General features: G+C 40.2%; 26 protein-coding genes and 1 pseudogene. 10 read left to right on the top strand and 17 right to left on the bottom strand.

What is annotated here, in order from left to right; all coding sequences use genetic code 11:
- Positions 1–635: 635 nt before the first annotated feature.
- Positions 636–1,115: pseudogene (locus tag AHMF7605_RS31065) on the bottom strand (ligand-binding sensor domain-containing protein); the annotation flags it as partial.
- A 227-nt stretch (positions 1,116–1,342) separates the two neighbouring features.
- On the opposite strand from AHMF7605_RS31065, the gene AHMF7605_RS01535 reads away from it, so the two are divergent.
- On the top strand, positions 1,343–1,735 hold the full coding sequence (locus AHMF7605_RS01535) for a hypothetical protein (RefSeq protein WP_146153486.1): 393 nt from the start codon (positions 1,343–1,345) through the stop codon (positions 1,733–1,735).
- Between the two features lie 18 nt (positions 1,736–1,753).
- Here AHMF7605_RS01535 and AHMF7605_RS01540 read toward each other — a convergent pair whose 3' ends face one another.
- The 14 genes from AHMF7605_RS01540 to AHMF7605_RS01605 form a co-directional block, all read right to left on the bottom strand.
- Positions 1,754–2,017, bottom strand: coding sequence for a hypothetical protein (locus tag AHMF7605_RS01540; protein WP_106925778.1), 264 nt, complete (start codon positions 2,015–2,017; stop codon positions 1,754–1,756).
- Positions 2,018–2,155: 138 nt separating this feature from the next.
- Positions 2,156–2,836, bottom strand: coding sequence for a DUF6090 family protein (locus AHMF7605_RS01545; RefSeq protein ID WP_106925780.1), 681 nt, complete (start codon positions 2,834–2,836; stop codon positions 2,156–2,158).
- Positions 2,837–2,924: 88 nt separating this feature from the next.
- Complete coding sequence (locus tag AHMF7605_RS01550; protein WP_106925782.1) at positions 2,925–3,389, bottom strand: hypothetical protein; 465 nt, start codon at positions 3,387–3,389, stop codon at positions 2,925–2,927.
- A gap of 83 nt (positions 3,390–3,472) precedes the next feature.
- The gene (locus AHMF7605_RS01555) at positions 3,473–4,279 is read right to left on the bottom strand and encodes a hypothetical protein (protein ID WP_106925784.1); all 807 of its coding nucleotides are present in this window, start codon (positions 4,277–4,279) and stop codon (positions 3,473–3,475) included.
- A gap of 30 nt (positions 4,280–4,309) precedes the next feature.
- Positions 4,310–5,026 carry an IS1 family transposase gene (locus AHMF7605_RS01560; protein WP_106925291.1) on the bottom strand — a complete coding sequence of 239 codons (717 nt, stop codon included), beginning with the start codon at positions 5,024–5,026 and terminating at the stop codon, positions 4,310–4,312.
- A 168-nt stretch (positions 5,027–5,194) separates the two neighbouring features.
- Positions 5,195–5,920: a hypothetical protein gene (locus AHMF7605_RS01565; RefSeq protein WP_106925786.1), complete on the bottom strand. Its 726-nt coding sequence runs from the start codon at positions 5,918–5,920 to the stop codon at positions 5,195–5,197.
- Positions 5,921–6,026: 106 nt separating this feature from the next.
- Positions 6,027–6,329: a hypothetical protein gene (locus AHMF7605_RS01570; RefSeq protein ID WP_106925788.1), complete on the bottom strand. Its 303-nt coding sequence runs from the start codon at positions 6,327–6,329 to the stop codon at positions 6,027–6,029.
- Positions 6,330–6,393: 64 nt separating this feature from the next.
- Positions 6,394–6,969: an NADAR family protein gene (locus tag AHMF7605_RS01575; protein WP_106933308.1), complete on the bottom strand. Its 576-nt coding sequence runs from the start codon at positions 6,967–6,969 to the stop codon at positions 6,394–6,396.
- 109 nt (positions 6,970–7,078) lie between these two features.
- Positions 7,079–7,480 (bottom strand): DUF4288 domain-containing protein, encoded by a 402-nt coding sequence (locus AHMF7605_RS01580; RefSeq protein ID WP_106925790.1) that lies wholly within the window; start codon positions 7,478–7,480, stop codon positions 7,079–7,081.
- Positions 7,481–7,567: 87 nt separating this feature from the next.
- Complete coding sequence (locus AHMF7605_RS01585; protein ID WP_106933309.1) at positions 7,568–7,924, bottom strand: helix-turn-helix domain-containing protein; 357 nt, start codon at positions 7,922–7,924, stop codon at positions 7,568–7,570.
- 11 nt (positions 7,925–7,935) lie between these two features.
- A complete protein-coding gene (locus AHMF7605_RS01590; RefSeq protein WP_106925791.1) occupies positions 7,936–8,229 on the bottom strand; it encodes a type II toxin-antitoxin system HigB family toxin in 294 nt (97 codons plus the stop codon).
- A gap of 139 nt (positions 8,230–8,368) precedes the next feature.
- Entirely contained in the window at positions 8,369–8,704 is a 336-nt protein-coding gene (locus tag AHMF7605_RS01595; RefSeq protein WP_106925793.1) for a HepT-like ribonuclease domain-containing protein, read from the bottom strand.
- Positions 8,673–8,996, bottom strand: a complete 324-nt coding sequence (locus AHMF7605_RS01600) for a nucleotidyltransferase family protein (RefSeq protein WP_106925795.1) — start codon at positions 8,994–8,996, stop codon at positions 8,673–8,675. Before AHMF7605_RS01600 ends, AHMF7605_RS01595 begins: the two co-directional genes overlap by 32 nt.
- Complete coding sequence (locus tag AHMF7605_RS01605) at positions 8,993–9,178, bottom strand: hypothetical protein (protein WP_146153487.1); 186 nt, start codon at positions 9,176–9,178, stop codon at positions 8,993–8,995. Before AHMF7605_RS01605 ends, AHMF7605_RS01600 begins: the two co-directional genes overlap by 4 nt.
- A gap of 400 nt (positions 9,179–9,578) precedes the next feature.
- On the opposite strand from AHMF7605_RS01605, the gene AHMF7605_RS01610 reads away from it, so the two are divergent.
- The 7 genes from AHMF7605_RS01610 (at position 9,579) to AHMF7605_RS01640 (ending at position 18,006) form a co-directional block, all read left to right on the top strand.
- On the top strand, positions 9,579–11,111 hold the full coding sequence (locus AHMF7605_RS01610) for an IS1182 family transposase (protein WP_106925799.1): 1,533 nt from the start codon (positions 9,579–9,581) through the stop codon (positions 11,109–11,111).
- 518 nt (positions 11,112–11,629) lie between these two features.
- Positions 11,630–12,577: a D-2-hydroxyacid dehydrogenase gene (locus AHMF7605_RS01615; RefSeq protein ID WP_106925801.1), complete on the top strand. Its 948-nt coding sequence runs from the start codon at positions 11,630–11,632 to the stop codon at positions 12,575–12,577.
- 145 nt (positions 12,578–12,722) lie between these two features.
- Entirely contained in the window at positions 12,723–13,886 is a 1,164-nt protein-coding gene (locus tag AHMF7605_RS01620; protein WP_106925803.1) for a glycerate kinase family protein, read from the top strand.
- A 227-nt stretch (positions 13,887–14,113) separates the two neighbouring features.
- On the top strand, positions 14,114–15,043 hold the full coding sequence (locus AHMF7605_RS01625; protein ID WP_106925805.1) for a nucleotidyltransferase family protein: 930 nt from the start codon (positions 14,114–14,116) through the stop codon (positions 15,041–15,043).
- 2 nt (positions 15,044–15,045) lie between these two features.
- Positions 15,046–15,735 (top strand): carbohydrate-binding family 9-like protein, encoded by a 690-nt coding sequence (locus AHMF7605_RS01630; RefSeq protein ID WP_106925807.1) that lies wholly within the window; start codon positions 15,046–15,048, stop codon positions 15,733–15,735.
- A 161-nt stretch (positions 15,736–15,896) separates the two neighbouring features.
- Entirely contained in the window at positions 15,897–16,676 is a 780-nt protein-coding gene (locus AHMF7605_RS01635; RefSeq protein ID WP_106925809.1) for an L-fucose dehydrogenase, read from the top strand.
- Positions 16,677–16,917: 241 nt separating this feature from the next.
- Complete coding sequence (locus AHMF7605_RS01640) at positions 16,918–18,006, top strand: AI-2E family transporter (RefSeq protein WP_106925812.1); 1,089 nt, start codon at positions 16,918–16,920, stop codon at positions 18,004–18,006.
- 109 nt (positions 18,007–18,115) lie between these two features.
- On the opposite strand, the gene AHMF7605_RS01645 is transcribed toward AHMF7605_RS01640, so the two are convergent.
- A complete protein-coding gene (locus tag AHMF7605_RS01645) occupies positions 18,116–21,181 on the bottom strand; it encodes a PKD domain-containing protein (RefSeq protein ID WP_158267430.1) in 3,066 nt (1,021 codons plus the stop codon).
- An 843-nt stretch (positions 21,182–22,024) separates the two neighbouring features.
- Here AHMF7605_RS01645 and AHMF7605_RS01650 point away from each other — a divergent pair.
- Positions 22,025–22,522, top strand: a complete 498-nt coding sequence (locus tag AHMF7605_RS01650; RefSeq protein ID WP_233218835.1) for a DapH/DapD/GlmU-related protein — start codon at positions 22,025–22,027, stop codon at positions 22,520–22,522.
- Positions 22,523–22,587: 65 nt separating this feature from the next.
- Here the strand turns inward: AHMF7605_RS01650 and AHMF7605_RS01655 are convergent, their stop codons facing one another.
- Positions 22,588–23,472, bottom strand: a complete 885-nt coding sequence (locus AHMF7605_RS01655) for an SdiA-regulated domain-containing protein (protein WP_106925818.1) — start codon at positions 23,470–23,472, stop codon at positions 22,588–22,590.
- A gap of 419 nt (positions 23,473–23,891) precedes the next feature.
- On the opposite strand from AHMF7605_RS01655, the gene AHMF7605_RS01660 reads away from it, so the two are divergent.
- Positions 23,892–25,373, top strand: a complete 1,482-nt coding sequence (locus tag AHMF7605_RS01660) for a M48 family metalloprotease (RefSeq protein WP_106925820.1) — start codon at positions 23,892–23,894, stop codon at positions 25,371–25,373.
- Positions 25,374–25,424: the final 51 nt, after the last annotated feature.

Here is a 25,424-nt window from a genome sequence, read left to right on the forward strand (position 1 = left end):
CGCCGGGTATTAAGATTAATGTGATAGAAGGTAAAACTGCCAACATTCGCCCAAATGGTCCCCTGATGATCCAAAGTGGAGCGAAAATGGTAAAAATCATTATTTTTTAGATAGGGCCGCACTAAAGAGGCAGGAACTCCCAACCACTGAATAAGCAAATCGGTGTAAAAATTAGTTCGGTAACGAACCGTCTGAAAGCCATCCGAACGCAAATCATACTTGCGTACGCCTATGCCATTGGTACCTAACCATAAAACATCCGATTGCTCAATGAAAAGACTTTTACAAAATCCCGTTTGTGCCGTTAGGTTAGTCAGAAATTGAGGACCGGTACCATCGGTAAAGCGAAACAAACGGTCCCGGTGGTTAAAGTAAACGGCTCCCCGGCTGTCTGTTGTCAGGCGAACGCCCCAGGTTAAATTACCTTCATTTGACAAAGGGTAGGAGTGTACTTGTTTGGTCCGGGGATTAAACCGGATGAAGTAGTTAGTCGAACCAATAAGAATTTCTCCATTTGGTCGCAGGTAAAGGGCATGCAGATCTAGTTCCGGTAACGCTTGTGGCGTTGCTGAGTTAGGCCGATAATGAGTAAAGCTCCTGGTTTGTTCTTCAAATCTATCGAGCCCAGCATCCGTGGCTAGCCAGATAGTACCGTCTTTATCTTCTAAAATATTCCGGATGCGATCACTAACTAATGATTGTGGCTGGTCAGCCTGGTGGCGAAACCGATGCACCTGGCCCGTCTGGACGTTAAAGGAAAGCAAACCTTGCCCATCAAATCCCAACCACAGGCGATTCTGCCGATCGGGATAACAATGTTGGATATGAATTCTACTAAGCGATAGCCCAGGAAAAATCAGCTGAGAAAAGCTTTTGAAGGTCTCTGTCCGGGGATCAAACCGAACGACTTGGCCCAGTTCGGAGGTAATCCAAATAGTACCCTGGTAGTCGAGTTGCAAGGACTGAAGATCAGAAAAAAATAAGGACGATGGGGCATTAGGCCCAGGACGGAATATCTTAAAACGGTTACCATCATAACGACATAGCCCGTCTCGAGTGGCCAACCAAATAAAGCCTTGCGGGTCTTGCACGATGCCCGGCACAAATCCTTGGGGTAAGCCTTGGCGGTCGGTAAATTAGTTCAGGTGGGGGCAGACTATTTAACTGCGCCCGAGTGGTCAGTCCCACCCAGTTTAGCCCCAGTAAGAGCAGCAACCATTGAAACTTTGGGCACAAAGTACAGTTACTTACTAAGACTTTAAGTGGGCAAATAAGTTATACCCGAAATAATAAAAAAGCAAATTTGATTATCTTAGTTAAAAAATGGGTAATGTTTGGTAGCATGAGAAAGATAATAAACCGGGCGGGCATCCTGACAGTATTTATAACGGGGCTATTTAGCTGTACAACCCATTTCTTTCCAAAAACAAAGCAGATGGTAGTGCCACAAGTGATAAAAGGAATACTAAAATTTGCTGCCGGGGAAACGCTACGTTATACTTTTAACAATGCCGTTAATACCATGATGATTCACTATCAAGGGGAAACCATTACCTTAGTAGGGCATCCCACCGGTTCGGGATTAAAATACGCCAATAACCCGTTTATCTATACCGAATGGCAAGACACTTCTACTTGTTTTATCTGTTCTGGTAGATTTATGGTTAAGGTCCTTAGTTCCGATGAATCAATTTTTTGGAATATTTTCTTCTGCTGCCTTGTATTTCTCTATTAAAAGTAAATAAGACTTGCGCTATAAATTTTCCTCCATTGTGTCTTTTGCGCTCCTTTTCTTACAATTTAAATAATCTGATACAAGGTCTCCTCCAATAAATGGGTTAGTATGTGTGTCAAATATCCCCGTTGATCTTAATTTGCTTCCTTTTTCATACATATTTTTCAAGTAGAAGTCCAAAGCTTTTTCCTCAATAGATGTATTTTGAGAAAAACAAAAAATGGAATAAAGAAAAGGGTTACCGTTAATATAGATTTCACTATCTTTTTTAGTTTGCCACAACGTTTAAGTGTTTATGAAGTTGTGGCCATTGAAAAAACGCCCGTTTTAATTAACCACAAAAAGCAAAATAGTGATTTAAAGTGGAATGGTTAACGTCCAGCCACAATTTTATAAACACACTGTTATGTGCTGTTTGTATTATTTTAGCTCTTTGTCAATTAGTTTCTGAATTTCGTGTGCTTTATCTATTGTACTGTTATTGACTTTGATTAAGGCTTCGCTTATTTGGGCGTCCAACGTAATTTTTGCTCTCAGGGTACGATCAGCCAGGGATTTTTGCCCAGCCAAAGAATTGATTGTTTCCCATACTTCCAAATGCTTCTCATAATGATACTTGTCAACATCGTATAAGGCCGGCAGATACTCTTGATAGTATTCGAGAATTAACTTTTTTAATTTTTTGTTTTCTATATAACCAATCTTCCCGCTTGATTTAAATCCTTCATAATTTCCATCATTAGCCTTAAACGTATTAAGCGAGAAATTTAGGCTCAAATTATTTGCTGTGTCAAGCTGTTTAGGCGATAAGTTGATAATCTGTAAACATGACGTTAAGATAGTGGAAACGTTTTCTTTCTTCTTGGCCATGCTTGTAAGGTCTTTGGCCAAATCATCCCTTATATCCATTAAAAAATCTTTTGCTTCGCGTTGCTCATGCCTGTGTTCACTCCAACTGTGCAACCAAATGGAAAGTGTTACAGCAAAAACAATGATGAAAATCTCGATCAAAATTTCCCTCACTTTACCCGCAAAGGAATGTGCAGGATTTTTGACTGTTTTATATATTTTCTCCGTATGCTTTATTACTTCATCGTGCATGGTCAATTATATTTTTCATCCTTGTTTTCGAAAAATTATTTTTATAAAATAGCACCCAACGGTTTGGCTAAAAAGTGGTTTATGCTTTTTAGGCTGTGTTAGCAGCAGAACTTTTATTATTTTCTTTCGCCTGTTCAAACTTCATTTTTAATTCTTTTAAAACTTTATCTGGGTCCAAGGAGAAGAAATCCCTGAACGCATCAGTGTAATTTAATAAGAAATAAACGGTTTTTTTATTTTCAAATTCAATGTAATAACTAGACGCTGGAATTCCTTTACCTATAGTTTTATACTTAGTTACTGGTACTTTTTTAACTTTAAGCCGTTTCTTAATTATTATAAAATTATCAGTTAAAGTAATTTCTGCATAGTAGAAGGCATATCTAATAAATAGAATAGATGGAGCAACCATAACTAAAGTGAATATCAATCCATCCAAACTAATATTTTTAAAAAAAGTGTAAAATAAAAGCGAATTAAAAGGTGTAAAGAAAATCAATAAAAAGGTTTGGCCAAATAAGATGGTCCATCCATCAGATATTTCTTCATTCATTTTTTTCTTATTGTTTTACTGCTAACGGCTTGGCCTATGCGGCGGCATAGCTGCCGTATAGGTGTGGTTAGCGGTAGTATTTTTTAGTAATATTCATATATTTTCTCCCAAAATCGGTCTACTACTACTTTCCCATTTTGAAAATCTATTGTGTTTTTCTCTTTTTCCGGTTTTCCTTCGGTATTGTATTCAAATTCAATATGGTATTCAAAAATTCTTTGATTATTTTGATCATAATCAATTTGCCTTATCTGGTTGTTAGGAGATATGTAGGTTACATAATCCTCAGGGTAGAGATAATAATAAGATAAATATTGTTTCGGATTAGGCTTGTTATTATAGGTATATTCTGATTTGCCATTTGATCTCCTGCCATCGTAAGGAGAAGAACTACTTTGGAAATTAGTAGTAGTTATATTGCCACTACTATCATACTGATAACTGTATCTTATGGAATCCGGAACAACAGTTGGGTTATAATTTAATTGCAGAACTTCTGTAAGTTGCTTTTTTGTATTAAATTTGTAATAGTATTTTTGCAAAAGCGGTTTAGAGTAATATGCTGAATAGTGCAGCATCGAATCTAACATTCCATTTTTGTCATAATAATAGAATCTTCTAGTATTTAAATTTCCTTCTTCTTTGTCAATAATTCCTCCATCAAGGTTAATAGCCTCTTTAATATTATTACCTGAGTATTTAAAAGACTCTTGAAAAGATACAGTCATGTGACTATTTGCCATTTTATAGTCACTAAGCATCAAATCGGAATTATAGTAAAAATACTCAGCACCAGGTTCTAAACTATTTGGGTAAACTATTTTTTTAAGCTTCCCTTTCAAATTTGCTTTAGCATTCTCTTCTTCCTTTTGGCAACCAATCAAGAGCATACAAAGGATAATAAAATAGATAGTTGTGGACTACAAAGTATGATGTTTGGCTTTATGTCTATTGCGATAGTCAAACATCAGGTTTAGACTTGCTAAATGGTTTTCCTTCTTTTTGGAGAAGCAGGTTGTTTTTCTGACGAACCGTCTGTTTCTGGCTCTGATGCAAGTATTCACGCCTTCTATGTTTTTAGTGTAAGCTTTTCCTATCGTGTGCTTTGTCGGGGGGATTACCTGAGCAAACGCTTTCCAATGATCAGTACAATATTGTTCTATTTCCACTCCTTTTAGCTTTTTGAGTAGCTGGCGTACTGTTTTAGCGCTTCGGCCGCCACAACTATAAGCCAGTACTTCATCTGTTTGGGGACAGTAAGCATACAACAACCAGTATTTTCCTTTCTTGCGCTTTCCGACAAAGCTCCAGACTTCATCGATCTGTACGGATCTATAATGCTTTTGGGTTGGTTGAATCTTAAGGGCATTCCCCTGTCGGCACAAGTTGCTTAGCACACACTTTCTACTCACTTCCAGCAACTTTTCAATGTCACGAACACCATTATTTCTTTCCAGAAGACGCCGTATCAACCGCTTGGTAGTCGGATCCGCTCCTCTATAGCGATATATTGGCTGAAATTGCTTCTGGCAATTACGACATAGAAGGTTCTGAGAACCATTCTTTTTCTTGCCATTTTTTACTACCTTGCTGCTCTGGCAGTGGGGACAGTTTATTTTGATCTGAACTTCGAACATTCCATCATCTTAAACACTTCACTGCCTCTTTTTATCCCATCATACTTTCTTTACCACTACCAAATAGATATTTTTCATTTTTTAATTCTTATTACTGCTAACGGTCTCGTGCATGAGGCGTGCAAGGCCGTCGGCCGTAGGATGCCTTATGCGCTTTGTTAGCCACTATTATTTATATTTTAATTTAAGATAATATTCTTCTGAAGGTTCTTTGGGAAAAAAGTTATCCTCCATTTTTTCTGCTTTTATTAGTAAATCACCATCCCTGTCCCATAGGCATTCAATCGGATTGAACATTAATTGGTCTAATTCAAGAATTTTTACCAGCTCAATTGGATCAAATGAATCACCTTGGTCTTTCTTTATTCTCCAAACCTGTAATCCTACAGGTTCCCCTTCCAACCCGTACGGCCTGAAACAGAAAAAATACTGACCGTCCTTTGAAAATTTCGGCGCACTCCAAATAGGGGTTTTGGTTCCTCTTTTTGAAATTAGGTTATATTCATCGTGCTCATAATATAGGGTCACCAGAAGGTGCCTATCAATTATTTTATAATATCCTTTGTACTGGTGGATAATATCTGCTTCCTCATTGTTAGGGTAAATCTTGTCCTGGAAAACCAAAGATGAGTCTCTGCGGGTATATCCCTCGATTGGCAAAATAATTTTTCCGCTAGTCTTCTTAATTAAGGCAGTATCTACAAAAGAAGCATTCTTGCTTTCTTTCTGTGCTTGCCTGAAATGTTTTTCATCTACTTCTGTGATTGAGAAGATATTACTGCTGCCGGCTTTTGCCTCTGTTTTAGCACCTTGAGATGAGTTAACGGGTTCCTTACTGCTTTCTCTGCAAGAAAAGGCTAAGAGGGACAGTAAAAGGATTTTGAGAGATTTCATTAATTATAATTGTGGCTAACGGTGCTCGTATATGCGATTTGCAAGGCTTTAGCCGAAGCATGAAGTATATACTTGGTTGTATGGTGTAATTCTTTCTATTTTCTCTTTACTTAAATATAAAAAAAACAAAGTGAATTGATGCGAAGGTCATTGCAGAGTATAATAGTGAAAATAAAAGACTTTTTCCAATTTCCTTTTTGCTCATGATGTAGCTCCCTAAGGCAAACATTACCAATAGAGTTACATCAATAAGGAGGGCAATGAAGCCAAAGTAAAAGAACCCTATTCCTTTAGCTTCTTCTGCATTATAAGCAAGCCAGTTAAAGGTAATAGTAACAGTTGCAACAAGTATAATATTGGCTATGACTATTTTTTTAGTAATGTTCTTCAATTTATCTGTTGTTTTCAATAATCAATATACCATACAACGGTCTTGTGTAAACGTCGGCGAGGCCGTCGGCCGAAGCTGAGGTTTACACGTGGTTAGGGGGCAGTTGTTTTAAGTTATTGTTCAGAATATCCCTTGTCTCCATCAGAGCGAATCCTAATAGATTAAGACCTTCCCAATGTTCGGGATTTTCGGCTTTTTTGTCGTCGACTGATAACCCAATTCCCCAGATATTATCAACAGGACTTGCCTCTACAAGTATTCTATCTTTAGTATTTATTAAGAATTCTTGCAAGTCTTGATGCTGTCCGAATTTTTGGAGGCTTCCATTGACCACAATTTCAAAGCGTTGTTCTTCCCAAACAGAATCATCGAAGTTTTTGACCTCACGTCCGATGGCTTTGGCTTCACCAGGTGTTCTTGCTTTTACTATTTTATCAAAAGCATCACTGTCACCAAACAGGTGTGCTTTCTGAGCCATCATCCAATGCTCTGCGGTTTTATAAACTACATTATCAACCGTAAAAGGGGCAACCCACCACTGGCTAAAACAAGAGGCTGTAATTTCTTTTTTATTTGACTGGTGACCCCAGAAGTAGAGATATTTAAATCTTTTTCCTTCTTCCAAGTTTCTTTTAAGCCATTCAATACTGTAATTCATTTTTCTTTCAATTGCCCCTAACGGCCTCGTGCATGAGGCGTGCAAGGCCGTCGGCCGTTGCATGGCTTATGCACCTTGTTAGCCAAAGTAATTTTTTTATTTTTTAAATCTATTCTTTCTTCTTCACTTTGCTTGCAGCCTCAATCCATTCTTCTTTTGGCTTTATGAATTTGTCGGCACTCTTTGCGCTAATTTGACCATAGTCTGTCCAGAGTATTTCTGCGCCGTCTTCTAAGTCCTCGTAAAGCGGGAGAAAATCACCGATTCCAACAAAGGAAATTTCCATTTCTACTCCTTGGTCATTCTTGAAGGTATAGTTGTAGTCGGCTCCCAGCTTTTCTGCCTTGTCGTATGCTTCTTCTAGGGAATCCGCTTTCACGAGGTGGTAGTTGCCCCACACAGTGCATCTTCTATTCGGCTTAGTTTTGTCTGTATCGGCTGGCTCTGTCCTTTCGATTATCTCAGCTATGAACCAATTGCCTTTGTTGATTATCTTTTCCACTGGTTTCATAGTTCTTATATTGGCTAACGGTTGGTATATGCAAAGCCCGTAGCGGAGCGAGGGTTTTGCATATGCAGTGTTAGAGGGTGTTTTCTTTTAGTATTCCTGAATAAGCACATTCGTCGGAATATTTAAGGTTTTATGCAGGTTCCTTATCATTTCCAATGTGAGTTTTCTTTTCCTGTTCAACACTTCGCTTACCCTACTCTTGAAACCTAGAACTTCGGCCAAGTCTTTCTGCTTTATTCCAAGTTGTTCCATTCTGAACTTCACCGCCTCAATCGGGTCTGGTGCCTCTATTGGGAAGTGTTCCTTCTCATAGGAATCAATCAGGAAAGAAAGCACCTCCAATTCATCGCCTTCGTGTGTATCAGGCTCTGCATCAAATATCACTTCCAGCCTCTGAAGGGCCAGTTGGTAATCTCCCTCTGTTTTTATTAATTTAATATTCATCTCTTCCAAGTTTAGATTTTAGTTGCGTCAACTTTATCGTATTCTGCGTGGGTGCCTACGAAGCGAATCCATACAATTCCGTACTTGTAGTTGATTCTTACAATTAACCTGTAATTATTTCCCTTTATATTGAAGACCATCCTATGGTCCTCCAAGATGCTTGCAGAAGGATAATCCTTCTTTATGTCGTTCGGGGACTTCCAGTCTGCTTGCTCCGCTTCATTGTACCAGGATTTTAATTGCTGTTCGCTATCGGCATGCTTTTCCCAGAAATCCCGCAGGGTCCGTTTTGCAATTACTCTCACTTCTTTCTTTTATAACTCAAATATAAAGAAAATAGTTACCATGCTGGTAACTATTACTTGCATTTATTTTTAAATACCCTTTAACGGGCCGCGGCTAAAAAGCGTTTTAATGCTTTTTAGGTATTGTTGGCATTAGTGCTTATTTAGTCAGTTTGTGTACTTCTGCTTTCAGCTTTGGTAAATGGTTGATGATAATAGCCCAGATATTCTCATCTGAAATATTATCATAAGCGTGGATTATTTGATTTCTTAGACCTACTATTCTTCTTGCATTTCCAATCGGAAAATCAGGTTCTCTTACCAGAATGCGGTTCATCGCTTCCCCAATAATCTCCAAGTTTCTTTCTATTGCCCGGCGAAGGATGATGTTGGACTGGAACGAATGAAAGGATTTAGGATAAGTATCAAAATAATGTTCTATTTCGTCTATAGCCGATAGTATATCAAGCAGCCACTTTTCTATCCTCTCGTCCATAGATTAATTTTTTGTTTCTATCGATTGACTTCTTTAGGATAGGATTCTTAATGGTCTGCTCTTCTACTAAGTCCACAGATCGCTGCAATAGATTTTCCAACGATTCCTTGAACTCCATGTAATTGTCGAAATAAGAGTAAAGAGCAACGTTTCCAAATTTAACCAAGAAATCTATATCACTTTCTGCATGAAATTTATCTGATAGAATGGAGCCAAAAACAGATAGCCTGTCAACTTTATGAAGCTGGCATAGCTCTAAAATCGAATTTATATTTTGTTCCACTACGTTCATAAAGCAATGTAATTATTTATCATCTGTTTAGCGGCTGTTTTTCCTAAAAGATTTCCTTGCATTGATGCCAACTCCCAAATATACGGAGTTGTTCCGGTTATTTGCACTATGTAAGGAGTAGATGTATCTGCTTTTATGAGGCCTGGAATGGCTTTTTTAGCGGTTGTAGCTACTCGGTTCATGCTAGAAGTAATATACAGAAAATTCACCAATTATCTTGCCAGCCGCGCTTTTCCTTTTTTAGTACACTTCTACCTAGAACAAATTTTCTTTTCAGGGCTAATTGTAGTCTTCTATCCCGTTTTTTCTTAGCCATAGGCATGGCATTTACTTCAAATTAGAGGAGCTAAATGGGTTTTAATGCCCATCCAAAGAGCTTATCAGCGTAAATAAACGTTTATAGCCGTTTATAAACGGATAGTACACGGCTAAGAAGCCTTAAGAGGAGAAATCCGGTAAGTTCCGGATTGGTTTAAGCTAGAAAAATTGCAAAAAATCTGTCTCAGGAAACGACGGTGGCTGTTGCACAACCCCTTGATTGAAGTTAATCGTTGAAGAAGGATAGGACTATTTTTTAAGGTTATGCAAGGCAGAAAGGTTTTGGAAGATGAAAAGGCGTTGCTTTTTTCGCTCTCGGCACATGTACCAGAACACAACTTCTATCGCCGCTTGAAACAGCAGTTGAATTTGGATTTTCTCTACGAGCTTACCCAACCTTACTACGGACGATGTGGTCAGCAGTCGATCGATCCGGTAGTCTTCTTTAAGCTCTGCTTGGTGGGTTACCTGGAGAATATTGTTTCCGACCGCCAACTGATCGAGCACTGTAGCCTCCGACTAGATCTGCTTTACTTTTTAGACTACCAAATAGATGAGCCCTTGCCCTGGCACTCCACGGTTTCTCGTACTCGGCAGCTTTACCCGGAGAAGTTGTTTGAGCTACTGTTTGATAGAGTCTTTCGCTTATGTGTCGAGAAAGGCATGGTAGCCGGTCATCGGCAGGCGATTGACTCCGCCCCCATTAAGGCCAATGCTTCGATGGATAGCCTGCTTTTAAAACAATCACCCGAGTCGGTGAAAAAGCACTTAACGAAGGTTATCCTCGAGAATGAAGCGGTAGTAAAGAAGTCCAACCAGAATAAAGAGGGAAAGCCAGAACAGTTCCTCTCGGCTCCGGAGTACCAGTTAAGAAAACTGGAAAAGCACCAAGATCAGCTGAAAGCATCTCCCAAAGGCTTAGGCGGTAAGCACGAGAAGGCCCGCCTGGTCAGCAATAAAACGCACTACAGTTCCACCGATCCGGATGCCCGCATATCGGTCAAACCGGGCAAAGCCAGACAACTTAACTATTATTGCAGCCTGGCGGTGGATACAGCCAAAGGCGTTATCAGCCATGTTCAAGCGGATTTGGCTGATGGGCGGGACAGCCAATATTTGCCGGCTATCACGCTGAGATTGCAGCGACGGCTACTAGATAATGAACTACGTCTAAAGGAACTGCTAGCGGATGGTGGCTATTCTAACGGTAGCAACTACGCCTTTTTAGAGCAAAGAAAGATAACGGGCTGGATACCCGTATTTGGCCAGTACAAGTCCGAGATAGAAGGTTTTCCTTATGACCAACAAGCTGACTATTTCACCTGTCCGACCGGGAAGATACTCGCCTTTAAGACCTATGACACCAATGCGGAGGGAGGTTTGCTAAAAATCTACCGGGCTACCTACCAGGACTGTAAACATTGCCCGCTCAAATCTTCTTGCGTTCCCAAAAGCCAATGCCGCCAAATCACCCGTACTGCATACGATTCGGAATATCGACGAGCATTAGAAAGACAGCAAAGTAGAAAAGGTAAACGGATGAAGCGAGTTCGACAAAGCACGGTAGAGCCGGTCTTCGGCAGCTTAATTCATTACTATGGTCTCCGGAAAATAGGAGTGCGGGGTAAAGCCGGGGCTCACAAGGTGATGCTGCTGGCCACCACTGCTTTTAACTTGAAGAAATATCTGAAGTTTAAACCGGTGAAAGCGGTCAGCCAAGCTTTGGCACTTCAAAAGAATCAAGAATCTGCTTTTAGCAGCTATTCTTTTGCTTTTACTAAGCTGTTTTTCCACTAAGAGAGCACTATTAGGAGCAGCATTGAGTTCAGATAGGGAAATAGGACGCGGCTCAAAAGGGAGTTGTGCAACAGCCACAACCGTTTACCGAGCGGTATTTTACTACTTCATAAACCAGCTGTTTTCGCCTGATAACTATTCTAAAAAGCTATCTCTCAAATTAAATTGAAAATATAGTATTCTGAGATGGCTTTATGATAAGTACCAACAAGGTAGATACCGCTAAAAAATATATTACCCCAGCGAAAATGAAATAACCGTCAGGCTGATTTAGATGCTGGTAATACTAATTTTGAATTGTAGCTTTAACCAATGTCCGGAAAGAATTTAAATAGGTATTTTACCATTAGCTATTTTTTAATAGAATCTTAAGTAGAAGGGCAAAAACGAGCCCTAAGCAATGATTTTAACAACTCTCCAAAATAATCGCCCTGCTTTTTGGTATTTACGCCATCAAACTATTAAGTTGCTAACCTAAGCCGGTAGCGGGTAAAGAGGTTAATTTAATTCGGGCATGCATGAAAATTGCTTTTTTAGATACTAAAACCATGGGGGATATTCCGAATCTGAAAGATTTGGAAAAATTTGGCAAAGTAAATTATTACGCAACTACCAACCCATCCGAAACGCTGGGCCGTTGCCTCGACCAGGATATTGTTATCTTGAACAAAGTAGAACTGGACCGGTCCATTATAGAAAAATGCGCGCAGCTGAAACTTATCTGTGTGGCGGCTACCGGCACGAATAACATAGATGTAACCGCCGCCCAGGAGAAAGGAATCAGGGTAAAAAATGTAGTGGATTATTCTACAAACAGTGTGGCCCAATTAACCTTTGCTATTTTGCTACAATTAATCCATAATGTTCCGTATTTTAATAATTATGTTAAATTGAGTAAGTATTCGCGGAATGATATTTTCACGCACTTAGGACCCTCTTTCTCGGAAATCGCCGGCAAACGTTTTGGTATAATTGGTTTAGGTAACATTGGCCGCCAGGTTGCTAAAATTGCTGTTGCTTTTGGGGCAGAGGTAGTGTATTACTCTACTTCCGGAAAAAATAGTAATCCGGAATACCCGCGTCTGGAATTACCGGAATTTCTGGCAACCTGCGACATTATTTCCATTCATGCGCCTTTAAACGAGCATACCCGCAATCTGATCGCTTACCCACAACTCCGGCAAATGAAGCCAACTGCCCTATTAATAAATGCGGGGAGGGGAGGCATAGTGCAGGAAGCGGATTTAACCCAAGCTTTAAACGAAGACCTGATTGCCGGCGCCGGACTAGATGTTTTTGAAAAGGAACCTATTCAGGCAGATAATCCGCTTTTAAAAATAACTAACCCCCAAAAACTTGTTTTAACTCCCCACGTTGCCTGGTCGAGCCGCGAAGCCCGCACTTTGCTCATGGAAAAAGTAATTCAGAATATAGAGCAATTTTTAGAGGGTGAAGCAGGCACTTAAAAGGTAAATCTTACCAGAGGAATATAGATGTATCTAAAAAGCGGTATTTGAATAAACTTTCTATTAATAATTGATGAGAATGGAGAGTTAAGGTAGGGCTATAATTTTCTGACGAACGGACTTTTTTTTATTTTCCGGCTTATTTATGCAAATAGTTATTTCGCCCAATGCCTTTAAGCACAGTTTGTCGGGTTTAGAGGTTGCTACAGCTATTCAGAAAGGTTTAGAAGCTAGTGGTTTAACTGCTAACTACACCTTGTGTCCGGTGGCCGATGGGGGAGAAGGTATGATGGAAATTCTGGTAAAATTCTGGCAAGGCACTTACCACACCAATACCGTGCAAGACCCGCTAAACCGTCCTATAGAGGCAGTATTTGGGTTAATTAATCATGGGCAAACGGCTATTATTGAATTGGCTCAAGCTTCGGGACTTAAACACCTGGCTACTCCGGAACGAAACCCCCTGCGGGCATCTACCTTTGGTACCGGCCAGCTCTTAAAAGTTGCTTTGGATGCCGGTGCCCGTCATCTTATCATTGGCGTAGGAAACAGCGCAACCGTAGATGGTGGTACGGGGTTATTACAAGCTTTAGGAGTAGAATTCTACGATGCCAACCACCAGCTCTTAGCCCCCGGAGCAGCAGCGTTAGCCGACCTAGCCCGCATTGAGGTAAATCATTTAGATCCCCGCATAGACCAAAGTAAAATAACGGTAGTATGCGACGTAGATAATTACTTACTCGGCGAAAAAGGAGCTGCCCGGGTATTTGGTCCGCAAAAAGGTGCCGATGCCGCTATGGTAGAAGTGCTGGAAAAAAACTTAACCCACTTGGCAGCTATTATTCAAAGAGACTTAGGCAAAGATATTACTATTTTGCCGCACGGGGGAGCAGCGGGCGGCACCGCCGCAGGATTAGCCGGTGTTCTAAATGCTGATTTAGTGCCGGGCACCGAATTTATATTGCATCAAATCCAATTTACCGAAATTATAAAAAATGCCGATTTATTAATTACCGCCGAAGGGGGCCTCGACGAACAAACCCTGGGCGGAAAAGGACCTTACGTAGTAGCCAAAGTAGCCAAAGAGTACCACGTACCGGTAATTGCTTTGGTTGGTCAGCTGCCGATTGGTTTAGATTTAAGTAAATTTAAATATTTTGATGCGGTTCTACCCATTGGCACCGGACCCGTTTCTTTACAGGAAGCTTTAACTCAAACCGCTACTAATTTGCAACGTACCGCTTGCCAGGTGGGTAAACTTTGGCAGTTGCCATTAAACCGGTTACAGAACAGACGGTTTATTTGGTAATTAAAAGGTAGATAACAGCTAAAAAAGGATGCTTTCATTAGATTAATTGAGAAAAAGTAAATGTAATAAGAGAACTAATCTTAAAATTTAAGACAAGGGTAAACAATAGATTTAATTTCGCTTTCTCTAAGTCCGAAAAAATTTATTAATTGTAACTAACCTTTATTTGGATAGGTAATAGAACGAGATGGATAAAAGTTTTGCGTCTACTAAATTTCTGCTGAGCTATGAATAACGCGCCTACTTTAGTTGTATTAGCCGCCGGCATGGGTAGCCGCTACGGCGGCCTGAAGCAGCTGGATACTTTTGGCCCCAACGGGGAGACGATTATGGATTACTCGGTATACGATGCTATACGGGCGGGTTTTAAAAAAATTATTTTTGTTATCCGGCGAAATCTGGAAGAAGAATTTAAAGAAGCTATTCTTGCTAAACTGCCGCGCAGCCTTGCCGTGGAATTAGCCTTTCAGGACATCCATCAGGTGCCGGGAGAAATTGCAGTACCCTCCAACCGGAAGAAGCCCTGGGGAACCGGCCACGCCGTCTGGACGGTAGCACCCCAAGTTCAAGAGCCTTTTGCCGTTATTAATGCCGACGATTTTTATGGCGCCGAGGCCTATGAGCAAATGGTAAATTTCTTAAAAAATACAAATGTATCCGGTAGTTTGCCGGCCTGGTGCTTATCAGGGTATGCTTTGGTGAATACTCTTTCGAAAAACGGCACGGTATCCCGGGGATTGTGCGAAGTAAATGAAGAAAATAAATTGCTTTCGGTACGAGAATTAAAAGAAGTTCAAAGCACCGAGCATGAAATTGTGGCCAATTTGCCCGAAGGAAAAAAAATGATTTTAACCGGTCAGGAAACTATTTCCATGAATTTTTGGGGATTCACTCCGGCTATTTTCCCTATTTTAGACGAATATCTAATTCAATTTTTACAGAAGGCGGCTACTTCCGAAAAAGAAGAATTTTACTTATCCGAAGCCATTAACCGGATGCTAATGGAAAAACGAGCAACCGTTCAGGTGCTTACTTCCAGCGAACAATGGATGGGCGTTACCTACCCGGAAGACAAAATGGAAGTGAAGCAACAGCTCACCCAGCTAATTACCCAGGGCCGTTATCCGCAGCAACTTTGGGCTGCTTCTGTTAACTGATAATGGCCAATTTAGCTATCGATAAATTACCAGCAAGTTCATCCCAACCGGCTTTGCACGTGCCCTTTTTGCCACTAGAGGCAAAAATAACCAATATAAATGCGGTTTCTCAGACCTTAGATAGGTTACCCCGGCAAGTCATGGCGGTTCAGCCTTGGCCGGCATTTACTTATCAGCCTGAAGTAAAATTTACGGTTGCGCATAATTTTACCGGAGTTTTTTTAAAATACTACGTTACCGAAGAATTTGTCCGGATTAGTCATTTTAATCCAAACGACCTGGTTTACCAGGATTCTTGCGTCGAGTTTTTTATTTCCTTCGGGAAAGATTTAAACTATTATAATTTAGAATTTAATGCTTTAGGAGTTTGCCGGGCGGGTTACGGACCAGATCGGGAAAATAGAATTTTATTAGAACCAACACAATTAAATTGTATTCAAACCAATACCACTCTGAGCCGCTTAGATACTACTAACAAGCAAAATTTTCATTGGCAGTTAACAGTAGTCATACCAGTATCCATTTTTAGGCACCACCGTATTGCTTCGCTTAATGGAATGAAAGCTAAAGGAAATTTCTACAAATGCGGGGATGACTTACCCCAGCCGCATTTTTTAAGCTGGAACTATATACAGGCACCCCATCCTAATTTTCATTTACCCGCTTACTTTGGCGATATCTTTTTTGAATAGGGGACTAATTGTAATTTGGGACAATTTTGATCCCGATAAAGTAAGAGAAAAGGATATTTTACCTGAATTTGCAATTTGTTTTTATTCTTGAAAATAAAGCGGATGAATAAAGTGCCTCTTTTAAATAATAGTAATTACTTGACTTGTTAAAGCCATAAAGCATGAATCTGAAATTAGACGGAAAAATAATATTAGTAACGGGCGGAGCCAAAGGTATTGGAGCGGGCATTTCGCGAGCTTTAGCGGCGGAGGGAGCATTGCCCGTTATTGTGGGCCGTAACGAACAAGATAACTTGGCCATGGTTCAGGAAATTGTGGACGCTGGCGGCCAAGCCGACCAAATAGTTGCCGAATTAATTAACCCAGACTCAAGCCGAACGGCAGTAGAAATGGCTTTAGCCCGTCACCACCGCTTAGATGGTTTGATAAATAACGCCGGTGTAAACGATGGAGTAGGTCTGGAAAATGGAGATTACGATCGCTTCATGCTGTCGCTGCACCGCAACGTGGTTCATTATTATTTGATGGCTCATTATGCCTTACCCGCGTTAAAAGAAAGCAAAGGCTCCATTGTAAATATTGGTTCCAAAACGGCCGAAACAGGACAAGGAGGCACTTCGGCTTACGCCGCGGCCAATGGCGCCCGTAATGCCTTAACCCGCGAGTGGGCCGTAGAATTGCTGCCCTACGGCATCCGGGTGAATGCCTTGATTGTAGCCGAAGCTTGGACGCCTTTGTACCAGGAATGGATTAAAACCTTTCCGAACCCGGAAGAAAAACTTACAAATATCACCGCTAAAATTCCACTGGAAAATCGTATGACTACTTGCGATGAAATTGCCAACATGGTTGTATTCTTACTATCTCCCAAATCCAGCCATACTACCGGCCAACTCATTCACGTCGATGGCGGCTACGTACACCTGGACCGAGCACTTTAGCCAGCTAACCGTTATAATGAAACAGCTAGTACTATAGTAAAGCAGGATTAGGGTTCGCATATTTTTAAAGATATCTAAGCGCAAAGTGTTTGTGGAGAAAATATTTTATCCGGTAAGTTTTACTTTAAACTAGAAGTAAAAAGGTGTTGGATTAAAAGATAAGTAATAAAGAAGATTGATACATTACTAACCTGAACAGTTACAATTAATTTAATAAGATAACCACCTTAAAAATTAATAGATGGATAGTATTTCTTTAAACCGGTTCAACGCCTTGTTATTGTTCTTTATATTATTAGTAGTAGCCTTGTATTTTGGCCGCTTGTTTTTAGTTCCGTTTACTTTTGGAACGTTACTAGCCATGTTGTTAGTACCGGTTTGTCGCTGGTTAGAAAAACACCACATCAATCGGGTACCAGCCGTATTTATCAGCTTGTTTTTAGTTCTACTTTTTATTATTGGCCTCTTTGCGATTATTTCCGCCCAAATCGTAAATTTTTCGAATGAGTTGCCGCAAATGCAGCAGCGATTAGGAGAAACTTTAAACACCTTGCAAAAATGGGTGGAACAGCAGTTGGGCGTTGAACCCCAGAAACAAATTCAGTTATTAAAAAAAGCGGCCAGCAACTTATTTAAATCCGCTAACTCACAGGCTACTGCTTTGGTGTCGGGGGTGGTGGGAGGTTTCACCAATTTTGCCATTGTAGTAATTTACGTCTTCTTTCTCTTGTGGAAGCGCGAAAAATACGAATCCTTTGTTCTGCAATTAACCGAAAAAGAGCACCATAGCCAGGTAAAAGATACCTTATATGAAATTACGAAAGTAGCCAGCGAATATTTGGGCGGGCGTTTACTTTCGATGGCCATGCTGGCAGTAATCTACGTGGTTGGTTTTAGTATAATTGGGTTAAAAAATGCCGTACTGCTAGGCTTGATAGCCGTTATTCCAACCATAATTCCGTACGTAGGGCCACTAATTGGAGCTTTTTTTCCTTTAGTCATGGCTTTAACTTCCGGCGACACCGGTGCTTTTGTTCCCGTGGTATTAGTGTTAGTAGCCGCCCAAGCGATGGATAATTATTTTATTGAACCTTTTGTACTAGGCTCTAATCTAAGTCTGAGTCCTTTCATGACTATTGTGAGTATTGTCATCGGGGAGTTAATATGGGGAGTAGCCGGAATGATTTTGTTTATTCCGCTTTTCGCTATTATTAAGATTGTGTGCGATCATATTCCTGTCTTACAACCGTATGGTTTTCTGCTTGGAGAGGACGATGATGGTAAACCAGCCTGGATAGATAAAATCAAAAAATTATTAAAAAAAAAGTAAGAAATTACTGCCCGCCACCTATTAAATAATAAGGTAATAACTGGGAATATAGTAATAATAAAAAAGCCTTTGCAAGAATGCAAAGGCTTTTTTATTATTAAGGTTGATCTTATTGGGTATGCATTACTCTTAGATGTTGTACTGCCTGCTTATTGGTTAATTTAATAATATAAATTCCATTTTTGTTCTGGCTGGCATTCCAGGAAACTTGAACTGTTTCGCCGGCAACTGCCTTGCCGCTCTTTAAAAGACTAACTAATTCACCGCTTAAGTTATATACTTCTAATTTATAATCTTCTTCCTGAGCAAAAGTAAATTGAATGGTTGTTTGGTTCTGGAAAGGGTTCGGGAAACTGGTAAGTGAAGCTGGTTTAGCTGCGTTAACTTCAGGCATTTTGTGGCCGTTAGTTATAGAAGAATTAGCGTTTGAAGTAGAATCAACTTGGCTAATAGTAGAATAGTTTATTGCTGCGCTGGTAGCCTGGTTAATAATTTTAAAGTTAACGGTTAAAGGCGTTCCAGCAGTTCCTGAACCATTGCTTCCGGAGTAAGGAGTAGATTTTAGAGTATAATCGCCGGTAGGTAAGGCAAGGCCGCCATAATTAACAGTTCCATTACTGTATTTCTCGTCGCCGAATAAAGTATAAGGAGCACCTTCAGTTTTGTTTATTGTCCATCTGCCGCTTAAAGCTAATTTAACGCTGCCTACGCCAGTGGCGCTGGTATTAATGCGAATATTTAAGTTTTTAGTCGGTAAGGTTGCCAGGTTTAAAACAATACCTTCGGTAATCGTTAGAATATCTTTATCTGTATCGCCATTAATTAAAGTTAAACTCACTATTTGCGAATTAGAGCTTGTGTTATTGTTTACAATTACAGACACATAATCGGCCGCACTAACGGCGCTTTGATTATCGGTTACTACTAAGCTAAAAACATAGGTACCCGCTGCAAGGCCGGAAGCAACCGGATTAGCTACCAGGGAGTTGCTTAATTTAGCCGTATTGGGGCCACTTACCTGGTTCCAGATATATTGTTTGATGGTGCCATCTTTATCCGTTCCGGTACCACTTAAAGTTAGGGTGTTCGTAGGCAAAGTTACGGTTATATCTGAGCCGGCATTGGCCACAGGTGCTGCGTTGGTAGTAGTACTGTTTACAATTACATTTATGAAATCGGCGGCGCTTACGTTGCTCTGACTGTCCGTAACTACTAAGCTAAACACGTAGGTACCCGCTACTAATCCTGAAACTACCGGGTTTGCTACCAGGGTGTTGCTAATTTTAGAGGCAGATGGGCCGCTTACCTGATTCCAGATATATTGTTTAATAGTTCCATCAGTATCGGTTCCGGTACCGCTTAAAGTTACCGTATTAGTGGGTAAAGTCACGGTTACATCTGTACCGGCATTAGCAATTGGTGAGCCATCGGTACTAGTCGGTTGGTCGATTACAGTGAAACTTACTACTAAAGGCGTTCCTACAGTGTCACTGTCGGAGGTAGTAGAATAAGTAGTTCCGGTTAAGGAATAATTACCAAGTATTGGTATCCAGGCATTGTAGTTAGTACCAACGGCTCCAAACAAAATATAAGGAGCGTTCCGTTCGCCAATATGTAAGGTATCCGCTCCGCTTAAATGAAATACCACGCTATCCAAAGAATTAGTACTGGTATTGGCCCGAATGTTTAAGTTACGGGTAGGTAGCGTGGCTAAATTAAGGGTAGATCCACTCGCTAAGGTCTGAATATCTTGTTCCGTATCGGCATTTACTAAGGTAAAGCTATCTACTTGCTGGTTTAAAACCGGAGGCTGTTCTTTACCACCGTTAGCCATATTTACCAACCAGAAATCAGTTTCCCCTTTAGAACTGCTCGACTTATCGGCGCCTGTAGCGGAAGAGGTAGTGCCGGCCAGAATAATAGAACCGGAAGTTGTTTGCTGCACCGAGCGCAAATTTTCGTAATCTGTGCCGCCAATGGTTTTGTCCCAGATTTTAAGACCTTTAGCATCGGTTTTTACCAGCCAGAAATCGGAGTTGCCGTTAGAATTAGTAGTTTTATCACCACCCAGAGGAGAGTTAGAAGTACCTCCTAACAGAATACCACCGTCGTTGGTAGCGGTAATAACTTGCAGGTAGTCGTTATTTAAGCCCCCAATAGTTTTATCCCATTGTTTATTGCCGGCGGCATCTAACTGTACCAGCCAATAATCGCCAAAACCTTTTGATGCTTCCGATTTATCGCCATTAAGCCCTGATTTAGAAATTCCCCCTAATACATAACCGTTATCTTTCGTAAGTAAAATTCCCACTAAGGTTTCATCCAGATTGCCACCTAAAGTTTTATCCCATTGTTTATTGCCGCTACCATCCGTTTTTACAATCCAGTAATCACCAAATCCTTTAGAAGCCGAAGATTTGCTGCCAGTGGCTCCGGAGTAAGATTGACCTCCAATAATGTAACCGCCATCAGTAGTTACCTGAATATCCTGTAAAAAATCGTAGCTGCTTCCGCCAATAGTTTTATCCCATTGTTTAATACCGTTGGCATCCATTTTAACTACCCAGTAATCGTTTTCGCCGATTTGAGCGGTCGTTTTATTGAAACCGGTTTTGCCGCTAACGGGTGAGTCGGAAGAACCACCTAAAATATAGCCGCCATCGGTTGTTAACCGGATAACTTTCAGATATTCATTAGAACTACCGCCGTACATTTTGTCCCAAAGTTTATTGCCCGAAGCATCTACTTTTACTACCCAATAATCAAATTTACCGGAAGCGGCGGCGGTTTTATCGCCACTAACCGGCGAGTCGGAGGTGCCGGCAAAAATATAACCACCATCGGCAGTAGGTTGTACATCCTGTAAAAAATCAAAACCGGAGCCGCCAAAAGTTTTATCCCATTGTTTATTGCCGCTAGCATCTATTTTAACAATCCAGAAATCCTGATTTCCTTTGGTACCTATTGTTTTTGAACCGCTAACCGGCGAATTAGAAGTACCGCCCAGAATATAGCCACCATCTTTGGTCGGACGATGAATTTGTAATATGTCCGCATTATTTCCCCCAAAAGTTACATCCCACACTTTCGAGAAGCTTTCTTGCGCAAAACTAATTTGGGTAAAATTGAAAAAAACGAATACTATAAGGAAAAACGGCGTAAATATTTTTTTCATATAAGAGCTTGTTATTAAGTAGTTTTTTGAATTAAAGAGTAGATAGTTATTAGCAGAATGTAGTGATTGAGGAATGTTACTGGTCATTTTTAGCTTAAAGGCAAATAAGGCAATGATTTTGGTATTAATTGAAGTAAGCTAATAAGCTAAACCAGAAAAGAAAATTTATTTGCTAAAAGAGAGGAAGAAGAAAAATTATAATTAAGTAAGTAAAACATTTTCAGCATATAATTGTGTTTTATTGAACTTGCTTATTTGTGTAATTAACATTAATAAGGTGAAAAGTTCGTTTTTAGCTTATTTTAATCAAATTAATTCCGCTATAGCTTAATTTTTTTGATGATACAAATATCGGCAGTATTCTAATATTGTTCATTATACAAAGTTGCGTATTTAAGTTTTTTATTTTATCTACTTGGAAAAGTTATATTTATAAATAAGATTAAGAATGTATAGAATCTTTATATGTTTTGGTTGTTTTTTGTACTGGAATACAGAGGAAGAAAAAAGCGGTTTAACAATGTGAAGAGGAAAATACGAGGTTGCCGGATAGCATTTTATCTCTATCTGTTTAAAGAGGCAATGCACTATTCTTCTTATTAGGTTATCAGCAGGGAACATTCCCTGTACGCATGCTGAAACAAAGAAAATCATAATTTAGGATGAAGTAAATTCAAACTAATCCAAATATCTTTCCGGCAATAAATTTCCTTACCTTTAAATAACCTTGAAATGCTTTTGATTGACTCATTTATCTTTCAATTCTCCTCTATTCTTCCGTCTCAGCAGCAAGCGTTGCCTTGGAATCTTACGAAAAATCTGACAACTATTTTACTTAAAATTATGGCGGATTTGGATAGCAACTACTCCGTGATAAATAATGTGGCTATTCATAAAACAGCGGTGGTTGAAAGTACGGCTGTTTTAAAAGCTCCGATTATTATTGGTAAAAATTGTTTTGTTGGGGCAAACGCTTATTTGAGAGGTGGGGTTTATTTAACAGAGTATGTTACCGTAGGTACCGGTTGCGAAATAAAATCGAGTATTATTTTCCCGCACAGTGCGGTGGCTCATTTTAATTTTATTGGTGATAGCATAATTGGCAGTTACGTAAATTTTGAAGCGGGTTCTATCACTGCGAATCACCATAACGACCGGGTAGATAAACAAATATCGGTAGTTCACAATTCGATACTTTTAAAAACGGGTACCGAAAAGTTTGGCGCGTTGGTGGGCGATCATTCTAAAATAGGGGCGAATGCCGTTTTGTCTCCCGGCACCCTCTTACCCCCGAATACTATTGTGAAAAGATTAGAACTAATCGAACAAAAGCTATATTAACAGATAACCTATCATTCTGCATTTGCACTTCGCTCCAGCAAAAATTAGAAATTAAACTTTTAAAATTAAGGTAATTTTACTTTTAAGATATTTCCGGCTTCTTTTTTACCTTCATTAGAAATAAACAAGTCGCCGGTAGGGCTAAAAGTTAAACCTTCGGGTTGCGAAAACTCCGCCGTATTTAAAATTAACAGGTTTTTAATTTTACCTGAATTATCTAAAATCAGGAGCTTCGGTTTGGTGGCTTCCGTTAAGTAAATATCGCCGGTAACCGGGTGCACATTTATTTCGGAAGGCTGCATGTGGGCATTCGGTTTTTTAGATGATATACTGGCAAAAGTTGGATCGCGGAGGTCTATTTTGTAAATTGGTTCCGATTTTAATTTTTTGCTGGCTAAATCAAAAGCATAAATTCCTTTAAAGTTCGGGTCGTTGATTTCAGAACCTTTAATCGCCAGCAATAAGCGATTCTGCTTTTTATCGTAGCACAAGCCTTCCACATTTTGCTCCGCCGTTAAAGAAGTAACATACGTTTTAACCTTGGGTTTATCTTGTTCCAGGTCAGCTATTTCGTATAATTTACCGTCGCTGCTAACCACATAAGCCGATTCACCCGTTACCGTGATTCCTTCGTAGTCGCCGGAACCGCCAAAAGGTATTTGTTTTTCAATTTGAGAAGTAGCGGTGTTGTAAATAAAAATGGTTCCCGCTTCGTCCTGCACGCAGGCAAAGCGATTGGGGCCTAAATACGCAATACCGGATACTTCTTTTAAAACCGCCGGCATATCCCATTTATCTAAAATTTGCACTTCGGAAGATGCCGCTACTCTTTTATCTTTTTTCTTTTTCCCTTTATCCTGTTTCGAGTCGTGCGCTTTAGATGCGTTTTCGCAGAATATAAGACCGAAACAAGTACAAAAGGTTAATAGTAGAACGAATAGTTTTTTCATTGTGGTTAGAGGTCAGGAAATAATTTTACGGTTAAAATTTCTGTTAGGCTTCAAAGGCTTTAAAAGTAACAGGTTCTTTTAAACCCCAAAAAAACTAAATTGTTGCTTCTGCAGCTAGGCAAATGGTTCTATTCTTACCAAGAGTATATAAATAACCCTGCTAAAAATCCTGTTGGGGAAGTAATAATCCAGTGAATCCCAGGTAATAATTGTAACCGTTATTTTCTGTAACTGCATTTTTTTACCTTTATTTACCAGCTAATAATGTTATAAATAGAGACCGCCGGTATACTTATCTAGGGCCAAATTGGTTTGGTTGAGGCGTAAAGCTGGGCAACTTATCTGTGGTTACCACGTTTCAATTAGTATAAATTTTCTAAGAGAAAGGTACTTTAATTTCTATTATAAGCTGCGGCTACATGAAAAAAATATTAACTAAGTTTAACGTAAGCGGTTTACTAGCAGCTACGCTACTTATTTGCCATTCTTGCGCGACCAACCCGGTAACCGGTAAAAAAGATATTTCTTTTGTATCAAAACAACAGGAAATTGCCATGGGCCAACAAGCCGATCCGGAAGTTATTAACCAGTTTGGATTATACCCGAACGCTCAATTACAAAAATTTATCAATGAAAAAGGCCAGAAAATGGTAGCTGTTTCGCACCGGAAAGATCTGAAATATGAATTTAAAATTATTGATTCGCCGGTGTTAAATGCGTTTGCCGTTCCGGGTGGTTACGTTTATTTTACGCGGGGCATTATGGCGCATTTTAACAACGAGGCGCAGTTTGCCGGCGTATTAGGTCACGAAATCGGGCATATTGCCGCCCGGCATTCGGCGCAGCAGCAAAGTAAAACCATGCTGGCGCAATTAGGTCTGGTAGTCGGAATGGTAATCTCGCCGGAATTTGCCCAGTTTGGCGAACAAGCGCAGCAAAGCCTGGCATTGCTTTTTTTAAAGTTTGGCCGCGACGATGAACGCCAATCCGATGAGTTGGGTGTGGAATATTCTACCAAAATTGGGTACGACGCAACGCAAATGGCCGATTTTTTTCTAACCTTAAAGCGCGAACAAGAGAAAAGCGAAACCGAACCTATTCCGGATTTTCTGTCTACGCATCCCAATCCCGCCGACCGCTACGAAACGGTAAAAGAACTCGCTGCCGAATGGAAGCAAAAAGTTAAAACCCCCAATTTGCAGGTTAACCGCAACTCTTACCTGAAAATGATTGATGGGATTGTGTACGGCGAAGATCCGCGGCAAGGCTTTGTGGAAAGTAACGTATTCTATCACCCCGAACTTAAATTTCAGTTTCCGGTTCCTACCGGCTGGGCCTATCAAAATTCGCCGCAACAATTTCAGATGGCCGCTAAAGACGGCAAAGCCATAATGGCTTTAACTTTAGTACCGGGTAAAACGCTGGAGGAAGCAGCCCAACAATTATTGCAAAAGTATCAACTGCAAGCTTTGGAGTCGAAAAAAGAAACGGTGAATGGTTTACCCGCTTATGCCCTGGTAGCGGACCAAAAACCTCAGCAAGAGCAGCAACAGCAACAACAGCAGCAAACGCCAACCATTCGGACTTTAACCTACCTTATTCAGTACAACGGTACTATTTACAGCTTAATGGGAATTTCGGCTAGCACCGATTTCGAGAATTATTTTACCGCTTTTAGCTCTACCATGCAGCAATTCCGGAAACTTACCGATCCGGCAATATTAAACCGCCAAGCCGAGCGGGTACGGGTGAAAACCGTGGCGAAAGCCGGAACTTTGGCGCAAGTCTTACGCCAATACAATGTGCCCGAAAAACGACTAACCGAAATGGCAATTTTAAACGGAATGGAATTAAATGAGTCTGTAACAGCTGGCTCCTTAGTAAAAGTGGTGCAGCGATAGTTTTAGTAAAAGATAAAAAGCAAGAAGTAATTTCTTACCAAACGGATCGGG

Origin of the sequence: Adhaeribacter arboris, assembly GCF_003023845.1 — a bacterium.
Lineage (GTDB): Bacteria > Bacteroidota > Bacteroidia > Cytophagales > Hymenobacteraceae > Adhaeribacter > Adhaeribacter arboris.